Source organism: Sphingobacterium sp. HSC-15S19 (genome assembly GCF_050433745.1).
Classification (GTDB): domain Bacteria; phylum Bacteroidota; class Bacteroidia; order Sphingobacteriales; family Sphingobacteriaceae; genus Sphingobacterium; species Sphingobacterium siyangense.
On record NZ_JBNPWQ010000013.1, the window covers coordinates 162263 to 182414 of the forward strand.

The window sequence follows — 20152 nt, forward strand, 5'->3', positions numbered from 1 at the left end:
TCAAGCTCCACCTTTTGCTAAGTGGTAAGTTATTCATACATTTACACTTTGTGGTTAATTGGGATTTAATTGTTCATTTTTAGATTTAGGACCTGATGATCGCATCTTTTTCTGAACAGGGATGCTGCAACATTCCTGTTCTCTTTTTTAGGTCATTGCTTTTTGATGTATTATTTTATCATAGGCGCGCTATTTTCTTTTTTATAAATTGTTAATCCTTAACTTTTGGTAGCAATAATCAATTTATTGCCTTCTACTTCAAATCTTAGGTTACTGACATAGGATAACATCTCCAATACTTGAGACAGTTTTACATCACGCTCGATACTTCCGGTATACTCCTTGTCCAACTGCACATCTCCTCGGAATGTAACATCGAGATCATACCAACGTGATAGTTGATGTGCAATATTCGTAATCGTTTCCTTCTTGAAATAAAACTCATTATTGTGCCAAGCAAGATCATGGGCCAGATCTGCTTTTCCCTTAACTAAGTTGTCTTTAAAAGAAGAAGCATATTCACCAGGAAATAATTCTACCCGTTGATCATGTTGACGTACCTCCACTCTCCCCTCTGCTAAAGTTGTTCGAACATGATCCGAATAAGAATTAATATTAAAATGCGTTCCGAGCACTTTAATTTCATTACCTTTCGATTCCACAATAAAAGGTTGATCTGACTTGGGGGCAACCTCGAAATAGGCTTCTCCATCCAAAAAGACTCTACGTTCTTTCGGTGAAAACTGCGCAGGAAATTTCAATTGCGATAGCGCATTTACCCAAACTTTTGTGCCATCAGCCAAAGTCATCTTATAGAAACTTGCTTTTGGCACAATCAAAGAATTATACTGCAATGGGATCGCTTGATCTGTTTGCTTAACGATCAGCTCATTGCTGTTCCCGATTAGATTATTGTTTTTAGTCAAGGTTTTCGTGGAATCACTATTCAAAGAGAGCCTGGAGCCATCAGCCAGCACTAATACTGCACCACTTGTAGCAGGAGCAATATCTTGCTTTTTTGAAACTATTACACTTTTATCGCCCGAAAAGAATGAGGCAAAATCACCTCTCCATAATAGAAAACCACCTAACAAGAATACAATAGATGCTGCAATGCTTAAAGACCATTTCCGGAAAGATCTCGCACTGTTGGATTCTTTATTTTTCAACCGCTCCCATGCCTGATTTACATCCAACTGCCGAATAACGGCCAAATCTTCTGCTATATTTTCCGCTTTTCGGAAGGACTCTAAAAGCTGCTTATTTTGTGAACTGGCGTTGAGCCATTCATCAAGCTGCACTTGTTCCTCTGCTGTCAATTGACCACAAAGGAATTTCTGTATTAAATCAGTGATATGTCTTGTGTTTTCTTTCATCAATTACCATAAAGAAACTTAAGACGAAGAAAAGGGTGACAAGAATTTAAATATTTTTTAACAAAAATATAATAAGGGGTATAAACTCGGGATTCAAACGTTTGAGTAACATTTTCATGCCGCGTTTCTTTTGTGTTTTTACAGTATTGATACTAATTTGCAGCTCCCGTGTAATTTCAAGATTGGATAAACCTTCAAGATAACCAAGCCGAAAAACTTGTTGACAGGCAAAAGGCATTTCCTCAATAATTTTATATATTTCCTGAATGACCTCACTGTGAATCATATTCAATTCAAGCGCCGTATTATCTTCTTCGGTAAAACCTACAACATTCCAATATTTTTGACGGACCTTTTCATGACGGATATGATTATAACAAGCGAAACGCACAGAACTATAGAGATAGTTCTTTATTGCAATCTCATTATCACTGACATGATCAGTATTTTTGAAATAAGCAATAAAAGAGTCTTGTACCAGATCTTCTGCTAGAGAAAGGTCACCCACAATCTTCCAAGCAAAATGGCAAAGTCCATTATAGTGTGTCTTAAACAATACTTCTTCTTTCTGCATAGTTAGATCTCTTCCACACTCTGATTCTATTATTTTTATAGATGAGATTATTTAGGGTAAAAAACACATCCAATTGAGGATGTTTAATAATTGTATCGTAAAAATGCTCTTTTTTTTTGTCAATCCCAAATAATAATTCTAAACCCGAATTTATTCATCTCTAAATTGCTAAACTAGTTTTGTTTTTTTTCCGACAAACAAAACAAAATTCCTGCTTTTATCATTTATAGAGAGAGAAAACGGTCAAAAACTAGCATTTTTTCGCTTTTTTTTACTATATTGTAAACTTTCAAAAAACCTTCATCGCCATATAAGCATTGGCAACGATGAAATGTAGAAGGTTAAAAATTAAAACAAAGACTACATGCTATTTACTGTTCTTTCAGGACTAATAACATCGAGCCTTATTGTTCCATTTGGTCGATTCCTAAAAACCAAATGGGGTTTTATTCTCGCATTCTTACCGGTACTTCTATTTCTATACTTTACGCAATATATTGTACCTATTGGTCAAGGCTCCTATTTCGTACAATCAACATCGTGGGTGCCCTCCTTAGGCATCAATCTGGATTTTAAATTAGATGGACTGTCGCTACTTTTCGCCTTATTGATTACTGGGATCGGATCCTGTATATTCTTTTATGCGAATGCCTATCTCAAAGGTCATCGGTATATCGATCGATTCTTTGGCTACCTCTGCCTTTTTATGTCGGCTATGCTGGGGCTTGTCCTGTCGGACAACATGTTACTATTGTTTATCTTCTGGGAACTGACCTCGATCAGCTCATTTTTTCTCATTGGATTTAACAATGACAAAAATGATTCGCGCAAAAGCGCACTGACTGCACTATCCATTACTGGGTTGGGTGGTTTTTTTCTACTGGCAGGTTTTATTTTGCTGGGTAATATTGCCGGTACTTACCATATTACAGCACTCATCGGCAAAGTATCAATCATTCAGCAACATCCACTCTTTCCCCTGGTCTTTGGCCTCGTAGCACTTGGAGCGATTACGAAATCAGCACAATTCCCTTTCCATTTTTGGTTACCCGGTGCTATGAAGGCGCCAACACCTGTGTCAGCCTACTTACATTCGGCAACCATGGTAAAGGCCGGAATCTACCTTTTGGCCCGTTTTTCACCGATACTAGGGGGCAACCCGATCTGGATGTATTCCCTCATGGCCATTGGTGGCCTCACGATGCTTTATGCCGCATTCCATTCGCTTTTCAGAACAGACCTCAAGGGAGTACTCGCTTATTCAACCATATCCGCCCTCGGTATTTTGGTTTTCTTATTGGGACTCGGTACCAAGGATGCTATTATCGCTGCAAGTGTCTTTATACTCGTACATGCCCTATATAAAGCCGCATTATTCTTGATTACGGGGATTATAGACCATGAAACGGGAACGCGAGATCTTACAGTCTTGCGGGGGCTACGCAAGGTATTAATGCCTGTCGCTATCGCAGGTCTCCTAGCGGCACTTTCCAGTGCAGGTATTCCACTTACATTTGGATTTATTGGAAAGGATCTGATTTACGAGGCAACACTACATGCCACACCCGATTTATTTCTCTATTTGACCGTCGCTGCAGTAGTAACAAATATACTCTTGGTCTCTGCTGGATTTATGGCCGGCATCAAACCTTTTGTGGGTAAGCTACCCGAGCAATTTAATACAATCCACCTGCCCTATAAAGCCATGTGGATCCCACCTCTACTTTTAGCTATATTAGGAGTTGTCTTTGGGTGCATCCCAGGACTTGTCGGCGAATGGATTGCTGGACCTACCGTAACAAGTATACTCGCAAAACCCGAAACATTTCACCTGAAAATCTGGCATGGCTTTAATTTAATCCTGCTACTAAGCGCTATTACAATTGCCGCTGGTACGTTGCTTTATTTCACAAACAGGCCCAGCGAGAAAAAATTGGCTTGGATTGCAAATTTCAATAGGATTTCTCCTGAATATATCATCCAGTTAGCTGCGCAGGAAATTGTTTTATTCTCTGCCTTCTTCACAAACAAAATGCACAACGGTTATTTGCGTTCGTATTTATTAAAAATTATCTTGTTTGCTGAATTGCTGATTGCTTATCAGCTGTACCTAGGTGGCCCGCTCCATATCAAATGGGATACGCTATCTCCCGTGAGTTTCTACGAAGTCACCACAGTCTGCATTCTGATCGGTGCTATTGTATTGACTATCCGCACTTCATCCCGATTGACAGCCGTAGTTGCAACCAGTGTTGTAGGTTATGCCATATGTCTTATTTTCGTGTTTTACAGTGCACCGGATCTAGCGATGACGCAATTCACCATCGACACCCTAACGGTGGTACTCTTTGTGTTGGTACTCTTTAAACTCCCTTCGTTCTTGAATCTGGCAAATCGACGCACCGTCATTCGTGACGCCGTCGTCGCTATCATTTTTGGCGTTTTACTGTCCATGGTCGCTCTTCGTGTTCTGCATGAACCAACAACGACAAATATCAGTGATTTCTATGGTGATTATTCCTATGTACTCGCCAAAGGAAAAAATGTGGTCAATGTATTGCTGGTGGATTTCAGGGGTTTTGACACCATGTTTGAAATCGTCGTATTGAGTATTGCTGCATTAGGAGTATATAGCTTATTAAAATTACGTTTAAAATCGTCGGATAAAGAATAATGATGTTTAACAGCTATACATTCATGAGCTAAGATCTCGTGCATAGATAAATAATAACAGATGAACAGTACAATATTACAGACCGCTACGCGGTATTTATTACCAATACTTTTACTTTTCTCGGTGTTCCTTCTACTCCGGGGGCATTATTACCCAGGCGGAGGTTTCGTGGGCGGCCTGGTTGCTTCGATTGCTTTTGTCCTGCATAGTTTTGCCTTTGGCCCTCAAAATACCATGAAATTGATTCAATACAAACCCCTGTCACTCATCCCCATCGGACTGGGAATTTCGGCCATAAGCATGTTCTTACCTGCATTTTTTGGTTATCCCGTCATGACCGGGCTTTGGCTGGAAGAGAAAATTCCCGTCATAGGGATGATAGGAACCGCCTTATTTTTTGACCTTGGTGTGTACTTTGTTGTCATTGGCGTTGTCCTGACGATTTTATTTACAATTGCTTTAACTACTGAAGAAGAAGAATAATGGAACTGATACTCGTCTTACTGATCTGCATCCTTTATGCTGCCGGAATATACCTGATCCTGCGTCGAAGCATGGTAAAATTGTTGTTGGGCATTATGTTGCTGGGCAATGGTACCAATATATTGATCTTCTTATTGGGTAATATCATTAAAGGTAAACCACCTATTATTGGCCCGGATCTGAAGGTATTCACAGATATTTATGCGGACCCGATTCCGCAAGCACTTATTTTAACGGCCATCGTGATCAGCTTTGGCCTAACCTCCTTTGCCATCGTTTTACTCAAGCGTGTATATGCATTGCTGGGTACAGATGATCTGGATGATTTGAACACGCCTGAGGAAGAAGATATATGATAGACAACCACATTATTGCCACGATTATCGTGCATTTATTTATTGCTATTGTCCAACTGATGTTGTGGCGCAAATCCACTGCACAACGTTTTCTGAGCGTTGGCGGAAGCTTGCTCGCACTTATTCTTGCCTTTAAACTGTTCTTCAAAGTTTATGATGGCGGTATTTTGACCATGAATGCAGCCAATTGGAAAGCTCCTTTTGGGATCGTTTTTGTTGCCGATCTATTCAGCAGTACCCTTGTTCTCCTCACTTCTATCGCAGGTCTGGCGGTCTCTATCTTTTCCTGTGTCGGTGTGGGGCGCCAGCGCATACTCTATGGTTATTTCCCGATCTTTCACTTTTTGATGATGGGGCTCAATGGGGCTTTTCTAACCGGTGACATCTTCAATCTGTATGTATGGTTTGAAGTTATTATTATTTCCTCTTTTGTGCTGATGACTTTGGGGGGCAGAAAATCCCAATTGGAAGGTGCCGTAAAATATATGGCCATGAATATCCTGGCTTCCACATTTTTCTTAACAGGAATAGGTATACTTTATGGCATTTCAGGCTCGTTAAACATGGCCGACCTGGCCCTCCGTATTCCTAAAATACAAAATCAGGCATTAGTAGAAATAACAGCAACATTTTTCCTGATCGGTTTTGGCATTAAATCCGCTGTATTTCCACTCTATTTCTGGTTACCGTCCTCTTACCATACGCCACCTTCGGCCGTAGCAGCGACATTTGGAGGCTTATTGACCAAGGTTGGGATTTACGCCTTGTTCCGGGTATTTTCCTTACTATTTATTCCCAATCATTTTACCAAGGAACTCCTTATCGTACTAGCCATATTGACAATTCTGACGGGCGCTTTTGGTGCATTGATCAAAACCAATATCCGGAGGTTGTTTTCCTATTTGATCGTTTGTCATATTGGTTTTATGATTGGCGGACTGGGCTTATATAGCAAATGGGCTTTATTGGGGGCAGTATTCTATCTGATCCATGATATCATGGTCAAAACGAATTTATTCCTCATAGCCGGTGTTATACGGCAACTCCGCGGCACCATGGATATGACTAAACTGGGCGGACTTTATGCCCAATACCCAAAGATTTCATTACTTTTTGCCATTGTTCTTTTTTCACTGGTGGGCATCCCGCCTCTCTCGGGATTCTGGCCTAAAATCTATCTATTCAAAGATGCCTTCCACTTAGAGAAGTATGCTTTCGCGGGAGCCCTGATTATTGGCAGCTTTATCACCTTGTTTGTCATCGCCAAAATGTGGGCGCAGGTATTCTGGAAAGATGCACCTGATCCGGAAATCATTGAGGACAAATTTGCGGGTATGATCGGCTATAAAAGAACAATGCTCATACTCCCTGTTGTTATTTTGGCATCTGCATCCCTGTATATCGGACTCAACGCCGAAGCGATTATCCATGTCGCGGATCAGATCGCTACACAATTATTGGACACATCACCTTACATAAACGCTGTATTAGGAGGGCAGAAATGATATGATCAAACAGTTTTTAATGAACCTCATGCTATCCTTTATCTGGGTCGCATTGACGGGATCGATGTATTACACCAACTTCCTTTTCGGCTTTATGTTGGGATTTGGTATCCTCTGGCTTATGAACAGGAATGAGGTGGACCAACGCTACTTTTATCGGGTCCCCAAAACATTGAGTTTTATTCTTTTTTTCCTGTGGGAAATGATTGTTGCCAATGTGCAGGTTGCCTACGACGTGATAACCCCCAAGTTTTTTATCAAACCTGCGATTGTCAAGTATCCCATGGATGCAAAAACCGATTTGGAAATTAACCTGCTTTCAACCTTTATCTCGTTGACACCCGGCACACTCATCCTCGACGTAAGTGAAGATAAAAAAACGCTCTTTATTCACGTCATGTACATGAAAAGCAAGGAACAGTTTGTTTCTACCCTTAAAAATAATGTTGAACGAAGACTTTTAGAACTCTTAAGATGACTTTAAATAGCTATTTCGATTATGTGATCCTCCCGATCCTGACTATTTCAGTCATACTGGCTTTTATTCGGCTGTATAAAGGTCCCCAGATATTTGATCGTGTGATCGCCCTGGATCTCATTATCACTACTGGAATTGGAATTATTACCGTCTATAGTATACGAACTTCGCAGGAAGTGTTTTTAGATATTGCCATGATCTTGGCACTCATCGCGTTTCTGGGTACGATAGCCTTTTCATTTTATTTAGAAAAACAAAGCAAAGATGATTGATATAACTTTAGCCATACTCAGCACCATTGGGGCACTGGCCATACTATTTGCGTCTATTGGTATCTTGCGGATGCCCGATTTTTATTTACGTCTTTCGGTTACCGTAAAGGCGGCAACATTGGGGGTTGGACTTTTACTGATCTGTGCAGCCATGACCTTCCCAGATGTATCTGTAACGACCAAAGCCATCGCCATTGGATTTTTTCTGATCCTAACGGCTCCTGTTGCAGCACATATGATCGGAAGAGCCGCCTATATCCAACGGGTTAAAACATGGAAGGGAACGACCTTAAATGATCTTGAGAACGAAGGCAAATTAGATTGTCGAAAAGAAGATTTTTAAGAGAAACAGATCTGTTTCTCTTAAAAATCTGCCTGTCGTAATTAGAATATGATACAAACAGGTGCTGGTACCGAAATTTCTTTCCCAGTATCTGTCAGCAAACCGGTTTTGGCGTCCCGGCTAAATAAAACAATATTATTGGTATATTGATTGGCGACCAAAAGATATTTTCCGTCCGGAGAAAGGTTGAAATTACGAGGTCCTTTACCTTTCACTGAAAGATTGGATATTTTCTTTAGATCCCCGTTCTTCCCAACCGAAAATGTAGCTATTGTATTTGCGTCGCCACGGTTGGTCGCATACAGAAATTTCCCATCAGCAGACATTTTAATATCCGCGCCGCCGTTATTCCCCTTAAAACCTTCAGGATTGATCTCAAAAGTACTTTGGTACATCCACGCATCACCGTCTTTCTTATATGATGCTATTTGACCGGTCATTTCCAATACGACATACAGGAATTTTTCTTTCTTATCAAATACAATATGTCGTGGACCACCGCCAGCAGGTGTAAAGATATCTTCCGATTCCTCGGCAAGAGTATAGGTATTCCCGTTTTTGTTCACCAGAAATATGGAGATCTCATCCAGGCCAAGATCCTGAACATACAACTTATCTCCTTTATTGGAAAAAAAAGTAGAATGTACATGTGGCTTTTCCTGACGCTTCGGATCAACTCCCTTGCCTTCATGTTGTATTAATCGTGCTCTCTTACTCAAAACACCATTACTTTCTAAATCAAACAAAGCTGCTGACCCACCCGTATAATTCGCCACAGCAAGCAGACTTCCTTTCGGATGCACTTCCACAAAACAAGGTGACTCTCCACCAGATGGAAGGGAGTTTAAAAATGTTAAATGACCGTCCTTAAAAGAATAAGCTGAAATACTTCCCTCCTGGTTGGGAACCTCATTGACGGCATAGATAAAGTTATTATTTCGCGCCAAAAATGAAGGGTCCTTACTCTCCTGTGTACTCGACAAGGTTGTTTCACCTGTTTTAACATCGAAATTATAAATATAGATGCCTTTGCTTTCAGTTTTGCTGGTATACGTTCCCACAAACATAGGGATCTGCTGAGCAAAACTAGCAAGTGGAAAAATCGTCATCAAATAAATAAATGCTTTTTTCATTGAAATTATGTTATAAGTATTGATACTCATTTGTTTAATGAGACCGTTAAATCAACTTCGTTCCTAAACTATACGAGATCCATCTTAAATTTGTCTATCTATTTCTACACAAGAAGATCTGAAAACGCTAGCCTTTTTGATAAGCGCAAATATCGTCAATAGACTTGTTAAATTTGGTTAAAACCGCCCTTTCTAATAGGCAAATGCGTATTTTAGCGCATCAATTTTAACAATTCTAAAATCGCTAATTTTAAATATTGCGAATACAAAAATATTGTTAAATAAAAGTACGAATAATTCATATAATCTGATAATTTTGTGCTGTTGTTCAAAAAAGTATATATTGAACAGGATTATGACTTACATCGGCAAAGGCTTGTGCCTTTAATCATGAATGAATCATAAATAAAATACGAATGAGCCGAACGAAGTCAGCTCACGAATACCTTAGAGTACTAATTTAATGAGTAAACGAGTTCATTTAAAAAGATGATGAACACTCATTAATATCTTAAATAATTTATACGGATGAAAAAAAACATTTATATATTGTTTTTATTGCTGTTTGCATCAATTCAGGCTAGTTTTGCGCAACGTCAGGTTATTGATCGCGTTGTAGCAACGGTTGGATCGGGCATTATCTTACAGTCCGATGTGGATATGCAATATTCGCAATGGTTAGCGCAAGGAAACAAACCTAACGAAAAATTTAAATGTGGCGTACTGGAGCAATTAATTATTCAGAAACTGCTCTCTCAACAGGCAGTAATTGACTCCATTGATGTAACCGAAACCGAGGTTGATGACAACCTCAATGCGCGTTTACGTCACATGTCCCAACAGGCAGGTGGGCAAGAACGTCTTGAGAAATTCCTCAACCGCTCGCTTTTACAATATAAGGAAGAAATGCGTCCCAGTGTATTTGAACAGTTGAAAGCAAATAAAATGCAACAAAATATTGTTCAAAAAGTCGATGTAACACCCTTGGAGGTCAAGCGTTATTATGAAGGTCTAAACCAAGACAGTCTTCCTTATTTTAATACCGAGGTGGAAATTGGTGAGATTGTCATGATGCCCAAATTGACGGATGCAGAGAAAAAGGAACAGCGGGAGAAAATAGAAGGTATTCGCAAACAGATTGTAGATGGATCCGACTTTGGTACAATGGCTCGTTTATATTCACAGGATCCTGGTTCTGCCCCTTATGGTGGTGATTTAGGCTTTGGTACACGCGACAATTATGTAAAAGAATTCTCTGCGATGGCCTTCAAATTAAAACCCGGCGAAATTTCACCTATTGTAGAATCAAAATTTGGCTTCCATATTATTCAGGTACTCGAAAGACGTGGTGAAGAGGTACACACACGCCATATCCTCATGAAGATCAATCCCGGTGCAGCCGCGTTGGAACGCACTAAAAATAAACTGGACAGTATCTATAAATTGGTGGTTGACAAAAAAATGGATTTTTATCATGCCGCTACCAATTATTCGGATGCGGAAGAAAGTAAGTTCAATGGAGGTATGATCCTAAATCAAGAGGGTTCAAGCCGTACCACTGTGATTCCTATGGATGGATTGGAGAAATCGGTATTTACAGCAATTGACCAGCTAAAACCTGGCGAATATTCTAAACCAGAGCAATTTACAGACAAAATGGGCGATGTTGGGTATCGCTTCAATTACCTGAAAACACGTATCCCGCCGCATAAAGCAAATTTGGACGAGGATTTCACCAAAATTAAAGAAGCTGCCAAACAAGATAAAATCAATCGCAATCTAAGTAAATGGTTCGATGATAAATCGAAAACAACATTTATCAATATCAGTGACGAGTTTGGTTCATGCGATGAATTGAAAAAATGGAAAAAACAATAGGCGCGCGACGCTAATCACATATAATAAAAGGGGCTTGAATAAAATATTCAAGCCCTTTTTATTTTGCAGTCGTCATTATTATTTCTCAAACATCATCTCGATCAAAATATTCCAATTGGCTTTCTTCACATCATCTTTTGCCAATTCGCTCAGCTGCCAGATACGGATATAATTATACTTCACAACTTTATCCTTCTGCCTCACTGTTGCAGTTCCCTTTGTATACGCAAAATCACCACTATAGGAACGTTTTACTTCCTCAGGCACCGTTTCTATTGTCATCCGTTGTTTTTTGAGATAAGCCATCATTGTAGCCTTTCCTTCCATCGGACTGGTCCAAGGAAATAAAAACCGTACATCGTCGCTCAAAAACTCCTTGTATGCTGTGGGGTTGTCTGCTTTCAATACTGTTGACATCAACTTGTCCGTCTCTAAGACAATATCCTCACGCTGATTTAAACGAACTTTAGAGCGATGTTTCAAATACCAGGAATCGGTAGGTTCGATATATTCAAGATCAAACTCCCCATCCTTCCCATTGTTTTCAACTTCGGCACGAATATCAACCAACCACTTGCCCTTTTTATTCCGCTTCCATACAGTCAGATATTCTCCATGACGCAATCGAGCACCTACTTTTTGAAAATCCATGGAACCCGAGGTAACACCAAATTCCTGACTCTTGGCAATCAGTGCAAATGTAGGCTGCCAATTCAAAACATCGGGAATATTTGGCCGATTATTGAGGTAGTTGTAAGCATTCACTGCCGATGGAACATAAAACGTAGATTCCTTATCAATGATCGATAGAAATGCCTGATGCGGCGTAGACGCTTTCGACAATGCGGCGGCGTCCTTATCTGCCTGTAATAGGCTTCCAACTTTCTCAGGTATCTGCGCATATAGTGTCGTACCAGCGACACTCATCAATGCGACGACGGATAGCCTATTCCAAAAATTCATATGCAAATGATCTTTCTTTCCTCTTTTTATAAATTCGATTTTCTTATCTATCAAATCTTATTCCAAAGTGTTCCTTCTTTGCTATCTTTCAACTGAATTCCAATAGAATTAAGCTCATCACGAATACGATCTGAAGTCACGAAGTCTTTATTCGCCTTTGCTTCATTACGTAACTTAATAACTAGGTTCATCACATCATCGATATCATCAGATGCGGATGTCTGATCGTTTCTAAGCCCTAGGATATCCTCAACAAATTCTTTCAAGAATATTTTAAGGCCTGCTAATCCCTCTTCCGTTATCTTCGCCTTACCATCATAAATTGAGTTAATGATACGTACAATTTCAAACAATTCGGCAATGAGCACAGGACTATTAAAATCGTCATCCATAGCTGCGTAACACTTGCGGCGGATTTCAGCTAAATTGAATGAATCAGCACCTTTCGACACCTTCAATTTGTCTAAAAGACTGATCGCAGTCATGAGCCTTTTATACCCCTTGTCGGCCGCATCCAATGCCTCATTGGAGAAATCTAACGTACTTCTATAATGTGCCTGTAACATAAAGAATCGTACAGCCATCGGCGAATAACCTCTATTCAATAAGGGATGATTTCCAGTAAATAGTTCGCCCGGTAAAAATCCATTCCCTGCGGATTTGGACATCCGGGCACCGTTTACAGTCAACATATTGGTATGCATCCAGTATTTGGCAGGACTTGTATGGTTACATGCCTCGGACTGTGCAATTTCATTGGTATGATGTGTAGCTGCCAGATCCATTCCACCACCGTGAATATCAAATTGATCGCCTAAGTATTTTCTGCTCATGGCCGAACATTCAATATGCCATCCCGGAAATCCAATACTCCAAGGAGCTGGCCAGCGCATAATCGTTTCAGGTTTTGCTTTGATCCATAAAGCAAAATCCAAACGACCTTTTTTCTCGTCCTGACCACTCAATTCGCGGGTGTTGTTGAGCATATCTTCCAATTTTCGATTGGTCAATATGGTATAGTCGTATTGCTCAACATACTTCTCAACGTCAAAATAAACGGTACCATCCCTTTCATAAGCATAGCCATTCTCCATAATTTGTTCAATCATTTCGATCTGCTCGGAAATATGTCCTGTCGCAGTAGGCTCTATACTTGGAGGCAACGTATTGAAAAGACGCAACACATCATGGAAACCTATGGTATATTTCTGAACGATTTCCATCGGTTCCAATTGTTCCAATTTTGCTTTTTTTGCAAATTTGTCATCCCCTTCATCACGATCGCCTTCTAAATGCCCTGCATCTGTAATATTGCGCACATAACGCACTTTATAACCAAGATGGCGCAGATATCTAAAAATTAGATCAAAAGAGACAAACGTCCGGCAGTTTCCCAAATGCACATCGCTGTATACCGTAGGTCCACAGACGTACATACCGACAAGATTGGGATGAATAGGTTCGAATTTTTCTTTTGTTCGCGAAAGCGTATTGTATAAAAAGAGATTATGGTCCATGTTTAATCGCTACTTGAAAATCTATTTCTGTCTAAAATATATTTGAATTGGCACACCTGTAAAGTCAAAGTTTTCACGCAATTTGTTTTCAATAAAACGTTTGTACGGATCTTTGATGTATTGTGGCAGATTACAGAAGAATGCAAACATCGGTGTCCGTCCGGGCAGCTGTGTTGCATATTTAATTTTGATATATTTTCCCTTTAAGGATGGTGGTGGATAATTCTCGATAATATCCAACATCACTTCATTTAACTTGGACGTAGGGATTTTCTTTGTCTTGTTTGCGTACACCTTATCGGCAACCTCCAACACCTTAAGAACACGCTGTTTTTCGGTTATGGAAGTAAAGATGATAGGCACATCTGTAAATGGTGCTATTTTCTCTTTGATGCGATCTTCAAAGGCCTTCATTGTTTTATTGTCCTTTTCGATCAAATCCCATTTATTGACAACAATCACGATACCTTTACGGTTTTTCTCCGCTAAGTTGAAGATATTCACGTCTTGCGCTTCCAGTCCATCTTGCGCATCGAGCATTAAAATCGTTACATCGGAATCTTCCAATGCTTTGATCGTACGCATAACCGAATAAAACTCAATATCTTCATTAACTTTAGACTTACGGCGAAGACCAGCAGTATCAATCAATAAAAAATTATGTCCGTATTGATTATAATGTATACGGATTGAATCACGTGTTGTCCCTGCCATTGGCGTTACAATATTGCGATCTTTACCGATCAAAGCATTTGTCAAGGAGGATTTACCCACATTCGGGCGGCCTACGATGGTATATTTAGGTAAGGATTCTTCTTCTTCCTCCTCCACTTCGAAATGAGAAACCACAGCATCCAACAGTTCACCTGTACCCGATCCTGTAGCTGACGAGATATTGAAGACCTCTCCTAAACCAAAGGCATAAAACTCTGCCGATTCATGATGCAATTTCGCGTGATCGACTTTATTGGCCACTACATACACAGGTTTGGAGCTTCTTCTCAGAATATCAGCGATTTCGTCATCCAAGTCGGTAATACCAGTTGTGACATCCACCATGAATATAACGACTGAAGCTTCTTCAATAGCGATATAGACCTGATCGCGGATAGCCTCTTCAAAGACATCATCCGAACCATGTACAAAACCACCTGTATCAATTACTGTAAATTTCTTTCCGATCCACTCGGCTGTTTCATAATGACGGTCGCGCGTCACCCCGCTAAAGTCATCAACAATCGCTTTTCTACTTTCTGTAAGACGATTGAATAAGGTAGATTTACCAACATTTGGACGACCAACAATTGCAACAATATTTGCCATATTTATTTTATTTGATCCACCCGCTCTCACAGCAGATGGCACTTTTATGCTAAAAATATACTTAAGGGAACAAAGATACGGATTCAAAAGGGATTATCGCGACTCAAAAACAAAAATGGCTTTACCGTGAAGTAAAGCCATTTATAGGGTTTAAATTATAAATATTCGTCTAGTTAGACGTTGGATTCTGAGTCAATTTACCCGGATATGAATTGATCGCATCCTGAGGAATAAAATAAGTCACTCTAAAATCTGTCGGTACAATATCCTCAAATTGTTTCTGTGGCCCCGGATAGGTACGGTTTAATGGATCTCCGTTACGGAACACATCATAGCTGCGTTCAGCCTGATAGGCCAATTCCAACTGACGCTCTTTGTCAATCAGTTTGCTTGCACTGGCCGCATCAATTGAAGTATATCCGCCATTGACAATAGAACGATTTCTGATGGTATTTAAATCATTTAAAGCAGCGCCATAGTTACCTAATTTTGCATTAGCCTCTGCCCGGTTTAAATAAATTTCACCCAAGCGGCTGATTACAGGCGAGTGCAGTTGAGACTCCTCGCCTTCACGTGAGCATTTCACAATATAAAACTGTGGATAAGCACGGTTTAAGGAAATATAGTAATCAATCATACCCGAATAGGTATTACCGTCTTCATAGGTAATGGAATAAGTCTGCTGACCAGCATTAATTGTCGCTAAAGTATATTCTTTAACAACTTCTTGATCACCCACCTTTTTTACTTCTCGAGCAATTACTGTATTCCCATTAATAATGGCCGGAATTTGCACATAACTTAATGTTTTAGGGTCACCGACTTTTGCAGGTGAGTTCTGTTTGATAAATCGAAAAACTGTTGAGTAATTGCCTTTATCGTCTTTGGAATAAGTCGGCTCTATAAATGCTGCGCGTGCGTCGACAATCGTATAATGATCTGGTCGCCAGTCATTACGACCAGTTTCATTTAAAAGATCAATATATTTGGCACTGGAATACATCTCACCCCAGCCCATACCACCAATATTGGAATACATACCACCGATACCATAATAATGATCATCGCCCGAGAACTCAGACGCAACACGTTTCACCGCAAAGATGGTCTCCTTGTTATCTTCAGGTCTAAAAGTATTATATTTCATGAACTGCTCACGGGCCAACAAGACATATTTACCTGAATTAATCACTTTATTGGCATACTCTAAAGAAAGACGTGCATATTCCGCGTTCGGATTCTTATATGTCCCGCTCATGTATAGATAAATGCGGGAAAGCATTGCCTGCGCTGCACCTTTGGAGGCGTATGCTGCCCCTTTATCAAGTGTGATTAAAGCTTCTGCTTTTTTCAGATCACTGATCGCTTGAGCATATGTATCTTTGACAGACGAACGATCGGGCAAGTTCAAATCATTGAAGACATCGTCAGGAGTACCATTAACGATCGGAACACCAAGATTTGTCTCTGGACTTTGATAATATGGCTTCCCAAATGCACGGCAAAGGTAAAAATACATCATTCCACGGATGTAATAACATTCACCCAATTTATTATCCATTTCTGTACTCTGACCTTCCGCAAACATCTTGATAACGTTCGAAGACTGTGCAATAGCCTTATAGCCATAGTCCCAAAAGTTCTGCAAACGGTAATTATTAGGCGTTCTCGCATAGGAGATAAATTCGTAAAACGCATCTGTCGATGATCCGCGGATCATCATATTATCCCCAGCGTATTCACCAAGACGATGCATCGGATCAGACCAAGCTTTTAACTGCGCATAAGTACCTGTTACCATTGCATCAGGATTACTTGCAATATTTTCTTCATCCATTGAAGTATAAGGAAGACGATCTATATCGCAGGAGGATACTGCCGTTGCGATCAAAAGTCCTATTAATACCTTTATCTTGGTTGTCGTATCTTGCAATCGGGTGAGTGGCAACATCACCAGGTTTTTCCCAACGGCTCCAACCATCCTGTAACTTCATCTGGTTACGATCGGTATAGGTTCCATCCGAATCAAATTCCTGACGCGAATAATTATATAATTTACCACCCAAGGAGAAACCGAACACCGCATTCAGGTCAAACTGCTTATAACTTAAAGCTGTACTGAAACCTCCAAACAGATCAGCATTTCCTTTTCCTGCATTACGGAAAGTTGCATTGGAATAGTTCGACGTCGTTGTCCTCGTTTCATTGCCATTGGCATCTGTCTCGTATCGATACCACATTGGCAAACCATTATCTAAGTTAACACCAGCCCATTCTTTTAAATAATAGGTATCTACCGGAAGACCAGGTTGAAGCAGACGTTGCGCCGATCCAGCGATACCTGATCCGTCACCTGCGATAATTGGTTTTGAAACAAGATTACCATTGGCATCTTTTGTCGCAAATAGCTCGGTCAATTTATTCACATTGTGACTCAAATTAACATCCAAGCTCCAATGTACATTGTCATTTCGAACGATGTCGCCACCGATGGTCAATTCAATCCCCCGGTTTTGCATCTTACCAATATTTTTCCAGATAGAAGTGACACCGGTCAGACCGCTGATCGGCACTTGATAAAGTACATTATCGGTCTTCTTGTCATAATAATCAACATTGAATCGCAATCTATTCTTAAACAAGGCTGCATCCACCCCAAAACCGGTTGTATAGGTTTTTTCCCAAGTCAGATCTTTATTACCGATTTGGCTAATTAATGCCCCTGGTATACCATTATAACTTGATGATGCAGACACAGAGTAAAGACTATATTGTGGATATAATGAACTTGGTCTATTACCTACCGATCCGTAAGCCGCTCTCAGTTTTAAATTATCTACCCAATCAGCCTTGAACCACTCTTCCTTATTGATATTCCAACCACCACTAACTGAAAAGAAGTTTCCATATTTTGCATTGGTACCAAAATTGGATGCTCCATCACGACGGAACGATACCTGTGCCAAATATTTATTATCGTATGCATAGTTTACATTAGACAACAATGACTGTACTGCCCATTCGGAAATTCCGCCTCTGGTTCGCTCTGGTTTTGCAACAACATCCAATACCTCGAAACCATTTACAATCCCCGTCCCATAAGCATCTAAGGTTTTTGTCCAATAGTCGTTAAATTCGTATGCAGCCAATCCATTCAGGCTATGTTTATCCCAAGTCTTGTTAAAACGTAAAATCTGGTTGGTATATCGACGGGCAAATTCCATACGATAATCTGTCACACGTCCAATTACACTTTCGCCACTGTTTGATCGTGGATCTTGATACCCGCTATCGGAATAACTATTGTAACGATAATTATTCACAGAAGAGAAAGTCAACCAATCCGTTAATTTGATATCAAAATCCAAATTACCCATAAATTCATAATTGGTATTGGCACTATGATTCCATTGCAGATCATATAAGTAATTTGTACTTGCATTGTTGACCCAGCCGCTGTAACGATGTGGCACTAAACTTCCATTTGCATCGTAAGGACTATCCCAAGGCAGGTTTCCATACATGGCATTGACATCATATTGGCGATCATCTACTGCACGTCTCGATCCAGCAATAGACGGTTTGATTGTCAACCAGTCAAAAGGTTTGTAGTTAGTACGTAATCTAAAATTATAACGGTCGTAATCATACCCCTTTACAGCACCGGCTTCGTTGTAATAACCTAAAGACAAGTAAGATTGTAATTTTTCATTACCACCCTGAATGGATAGATTGTGGTTTTGAACAAATCCGGTTTTTGTGGCCAGCTTCCACCAGTCAAAATTGCTATTACGTAATTCAGAATTCCAGCGTGGAAATTTGATGTCACCTGGGTTAGAAAAAGAGGCAAAATAATCATACAGTTCAGCTCCATCCATCATTTCCATGTGCCCATTGGAAAGTTGGTTGATACCCATTTTTGTAGAGAAGCTAATGCTTGTTTTGGATGCAGAAGGATTTTTTGTTGTAACGACAACAACACCATTCGCGCCTTGAGAACCATAAATTGACGTTGAAGCAGCATCTTTTAGGATGGTTAATGACTCAATGTCGTCCGGATTGATATCACCTGGGCTTGAGCCAACAATAACACCGTCAATGACCCACAATGGGCTCGTCGTACCACTTAATGTTGCCTGACCACGAATCACAACACCACCATTTGACCCTGGTTTACCGGCTCCTGGTGCAACATATACCCCGGCAGCTTTACCATTCAGCATGTTTTCAACCGATGGCGTAGTGACATCACGTAATTTGTTTCCTTTTACCGCCTGAAGGGCTCCAGTCAAACTCTCTTTTTTCTGTTGTGTGCCATAACCGACAATGACAACTTCCTGGAGTGCCTCACTATTGGACTCCAGATTGATGTTAACAACCGGTCCTGTCACGGTCACTTCTTGTGCTTTATAACCAACACTTGTAACGACCAGTACATCACCATTTTTAGCATCTATTGTAAAACGTCCATCTGCTCCTGCGGATGTCGATTTACCGCTCCCCTTAACGCTAATGGTTGCTCCAGCCAATGGGCCGTCTGTAGACTGCACTTTTCCATTCACTTTTTGTTGATAAACCGCGTCATTCAACAAAATATTGTTGTTTGGAAACGTAAGACCATTAGCATTAGCCGAGTTGTGTGTACTTGTAATGAGTAAAGCTAATGATAACAGACTCAACTTGTGATTGTCGAGAATCTTTGAAATCATAATATTTAATAGTTAGTTTAAAAATTGATTAGCTTGCTAATCAAAATTTAGGTACATGAATGCTAAAACTAAAGGATGATGACAGCATATCAAAATTTAGTAGCAACGAAATCGATTGCGCCAATTAAACAAACGATTGCATAAACACACATTTTACAGAGCAATCCAATATCAAAAAAGTAGAACGATTAAATAACAGCAAAAGACAGTTTTTTAACAACCTCACGACAATCGATAAAGAGAAATTTATAAGAGTAGGAAAAAAGATGATCCTGAAAAACAGGCGGTATTATAGCGTAAATTAGGACACAAAAAAAGCCAAGATATTCACCTCGGCTTTTTTCTTTTAGTAGCGGGGACCAGACTCGAACTAGTGACCTTCGGGTTATGAGCCCGACGAGCTACCAACTGCTCCACCCCGCAATGTATTTTAAATTTCTTTAAAAGAACCGATCATTGCAATCGGCTCTTTCTTTAGTAGCGGGGACCAGACTCGAACTAGTGACCTTCGGGTTATGAGCCCGACGAGCTACCAACTGCTCCACCCCGCAATGTATTTTAAATTTCT

At 40.1% G+C, this 20152-nt stretch carries 16 protein-coding genes and 2 tRNA genes; 8 read left to right on the top strand and 10 right to left on the bottom strand.

Going from position 1 to position 20152, the window contains the following annotated elements; all coding sequences use genetic code 11:
• Window positions 1-218: 218 nt before the first annotated feature.
• The gene (locus L1283_RS12850; protein ID WP_075994292.1) at window positions 219-1376 is read right to left on the bottom strand and encodes a FecR family protein; all 1158 of its coding nucleotides are present in this window, start codon (window positions 1374-1376) and stop codon (window positions 219-221) included.
• Window positions 1377-1422: 46 nt separating this feature from the next.
• The gene (locus L1283_RS12855) at window positions 1423-1950 is read right to left on the bottom strand and encodes an RNA polymerase sigma factor (protein ID WP_333886174.1); all 528 of its coding nucleotides are present in this window, start codon (window positions 1948-1950) and stop codon (window positions 1423-1425) included.
• A 364-nt stretch (window positions 1951-2314) separates the two neighbouring features.
• Here L1283_RS12855 and L1283_RS12860 point away from each other — a divergent pair, with 364 nt between their 5' ends.
• Genes L1283_RS12860 through mnhG form a run of 7 tightly spaced genes read left to right on the top strand, consistent with a single transcriptional unit; the run spans window position 2315 to window position 8061 of the window.
• Window positions 2315-4624, top strand: coding sequence for a putative monovalent cation/H+ antiporter subunit A (locus tag L1283_RS12860; protein ID WP_429626199.1), 2310 nt, complete (start codon window positions 2315-2317; stop codon window positions 4622-4624).
• A gap of 60 nt (window positions 4625-4684) precedes the next feature.
• A complete protein-coding gene (locus tag L1283_RS12865; RefSeq protein ID WP_046671608.1) occupies window positions 4685-5107 on the top strand; it encodes a Na+/H+ antiporter subunit B in 423 nt (140 codons plus the stop codon).
• Window positions 5107-5463, top strand: a complete 357-nt coding sequence (locus L1283_RS12870) for a Na+/H+ antiporter subunit C (protein ID WP_429626200.1) — start codon at window positions 5107-5109, stop codon at window positions 5461-5463. Before L1283_RS12865 ends, L1283_RS12870 begins: the two co-directional genes overlap by 1 nt.
• Window positions 5460-6968: a proton-conducting transporter membrane subunit gene (locus L1283_RS12875; protein ID WP_088163048.1), complete on the top strand. Its 1509-nt coding sequence runs from the start codon at window positions 5460-5462 to the stop codon at window positions 6966-6968. Before L1283_RS12870 ends, L1283_RS12875 begins: the two co-directional genes overlap by 4 nt.
• Window position 6969: 1 nt before the next feature.
• On the top strand, window positions 6970-7446 hold the full coding sequence (locus L1283_RS12880; RefSeq protein ID WP_046671611.1) for a Na+/H+ antiporter subunit E: 477 nt from the start codon (window positions 6970-6972) through the stop codon (window positions 7444-7446).
• A complete protein-coding gene (locus L1283_RS12885; RefSeq protein WP_293901889.1) occupies window positions 7443-7718 on the top strand; it encodes a monovalent cation/H+ antiporter complex subunit F in 276 nt (91 codons plus the stop codon). Before L1283_RS12880 ends, L1283_RS12885 begins: the two co-directional genes overlap by 4 nt.
• Window positions 7711-8061 (top strand): monovalent cation/H(+) antiporter subunit G, encoded by a 351-nt coding sequence (gene mnhG, locus L1283_RS12890; protein ID WP_309365830.1) that lies wholly within the window; start codon window positions 7711-7713, stop codon window positions 8059-8061. Before L1283_RS12885 ends, mnhG begins: the two co-directional genes overlap by 8 nt.
• 41 nt (window positions 8062-8102) lie before the next feature.
• Here mnhG and L1283_RS12895 read toward each other — a convergent pair whose 3' ends face one another.
• A complete protein-coding gene (locus L1283_RS12895) occupies window positions 8103-9194 on the bottom strand; it encodes a lactonase family protein (RefSeq protein WP_429626201.1) in 1092 nt (363 codons plus the stop codon).
• 528 nt (window positions 9195-9722) lie between these two features.
• Here L1283_RS12895 and L1283_RS12900 point away from each other — a divergent pair.
• Window positions 9723-11072 (top strand): peptidylprolyl isomerase, encoded by a 1350-nt coding sequence (locus tag L1283_RS12900; protein WP_293901880.1) that lies wholly within the window; start codon window positions 9723-9725, stop codon window positions 11070-11072.
• 78 nt (window positions 11073-11150) lie between these two features.
• Here the strand turns inward: L1283_RS12900 and L1283_RS12905 are convergent, their stop codons facing one another.
• The 7 genes from L1283_RS12905 to L1283_RS12935 all read right to left on the bottom strand — a co-directional run bounded on the left by L1283_RS12905 (window position 11151) and on the right by L1283_RS12935 (window position 20135).
• Entirely contained in the window at window positions 11151-12035 is an 885-nt protein-coding gene (locus L1283_RS12905; protein WP_293901877.1) for a DUF4440 domain-containing protein, read from the bottom strand.
• Between the two features lie 50 nt (window positions 12036-12085).
• Window positions 12086-13552 carry a cysteine--tRNA ligase gene (cysS, locus tag L1283_RS12910; RefSeq protein WP_429626202.1) on the bottom strand — a complete coding sequence of 489 codons (1467 nt, stop codon included), beginning with the start codon at window positions 13550-13552 and terminating at the stop codon, window positions 12086-12088.
• A 21-nt stretch (window positions 13553-13573) separates the two neighbouring features.
• A complete protein-coding gene (gene der, locus L1283_RS12915) occupies window positions 13574-14875 on the bottom strand; it encodes a ribosome biogenesis GTPase Der (RefSeq protein WP_429626204.1) in 1302 nt (433 codons plus the stop codon).
• A 169-nt stretch (window positions 14876-15044) separates the two neighbouring features.
• Window positions 15045-16823 carry a RagB/SusD family nutrient uptake outer membrane protein gene (locus L1283_RS12920; protein WP_429626207.1) on the bottom strand — a complete coding sequence of 593 codons (1779 nt, stop codon included), beginning with the start codon at window positions 16821-16823 and terminating at the stop codon, window positions 15045-15047.
• A complete protein-coding gene (locus tag L1283_RS12925) occupies window positions 16705-19584 on the bottom strand; it encodes a SusC/RagA family TonB-linked outer membrane protein (RefSeq protein ID WP_429626205.1) in 2880 nt (959 codons plus the stop codon). Before L1283_RS12925 ends, L1283_RS12920 begins: the two co-directional genes overlap by 119 nt.
• Before the next feature lie 350 nt (window positions 19585-19934).
• Window positions 19935-20007 (bottom strand) — tRNA-Met (locus L1283_RS12930).
• A gap of 55 nt (window positions 20008-20062) precedes the next feature.
• Window positions 20063-20135: transfer RNA gene (locus tag L1283_RS12935), tRNA-Met, on the bottom strand.
• Between the last annotated feature and the right edge of the window lie 17 nt (window positions 20136-20152).

Coding starts and splice junctions, on each gene's coding strand:
- L1283_RS12850 (WP_075994292.1), bottom strand. CDS start 1,376: ATGAAAGAAAACACAAGACATATCACTGATTTAATACAGAAATTCCTT.
- L1283_RS12855 (WP_333886174.1), bottom strand. CDS start 1,950: ATGCAGAAAGAAGAAGTATTGTTTAAGACACACTATAATGGACTTTGC.
- L1283_RS12860 (WP_429626199.1), top strand. CDS start 2,315: ATGCTATTTACTGTTCTTTCAGGACTAATAACATCGAGCCTTATTGTT.
- L1283_RS12865 (WP_046671608.1), top strand. CDS start 4,685: ATGAACAGTACAATATTACAGACCGCTACGCGGTATTTATTACCAATA.
- L1283_RS12870 (WP_429626200.1), top strand. CDS start 5,107: ATGGAACTGATACTCGTCTTACTGATCTGCATCCTTTATGCTGCCGGA.
- L1283_RS12875 (WP_088163048.1), top strand. CDS start 5,460: ATGATAGACAACCACATTATTGCCACGATTATCGTGCATTTATTTATT.
- L1283_RS12880 (WP_046671611.1), top strand. CDS start 6,970: ATGATCAAACAGTTTTTAATGAACCTCATGCTATCCTTTATCTGGGTC.
- L1283_RS12885 (WP_293901889.1), top strand. CDS start 7,443: ATGACTTTAAATAGCTATTTCGATTATGTGATCCTCCCGATCCTGACT.
- mnhG (WP_309365830.1), top strand. CDS start 7,711: ATGATTGATATAACTTTAGCCATACTCAGCACCATTGGGGCACTGGCC.
- L1283_RS12895 (WP_429626201.1), bottom strand. CDS start 9,194: ATGAAAAAAGCATTTATTTATTTGATGACGATTTTTCCACTTGCTAGT.
- L1283_RS12900 (WP_293901880.1), top strand. CDS start 9,723: ATGAAAAAAAACATTTATATATTGTTTTTATTGCTGTTTGCATCAATT.
- L1283_RS12905 (WP_293901877.1), bottom strand. CDS start 12,035: ATGAATTTTTGGAATAGGCTATCCGTCGTCGCATTGATGAGTGTCGCT.
- cysS (WP_429626202.1), bottom strand. CDS start 13,552: ATGGACCATAATCTCTTTTTATACAATACGCTTTCGCGAACAAAAGAA.
- der (WP_429626204.1), bottom strand. CDS start 14,875: ATGGCAAATATTGTTGCAATTGTTGGTCGTCCAAATGTTGGTAAATCT.
- L1283_RS12925 (WP_429626205.1), bottom strand. CDS start 19,584: ATGATTTCAAAGATTCTCGACAATCACAAGTTGAGTCTGTTATCATTA.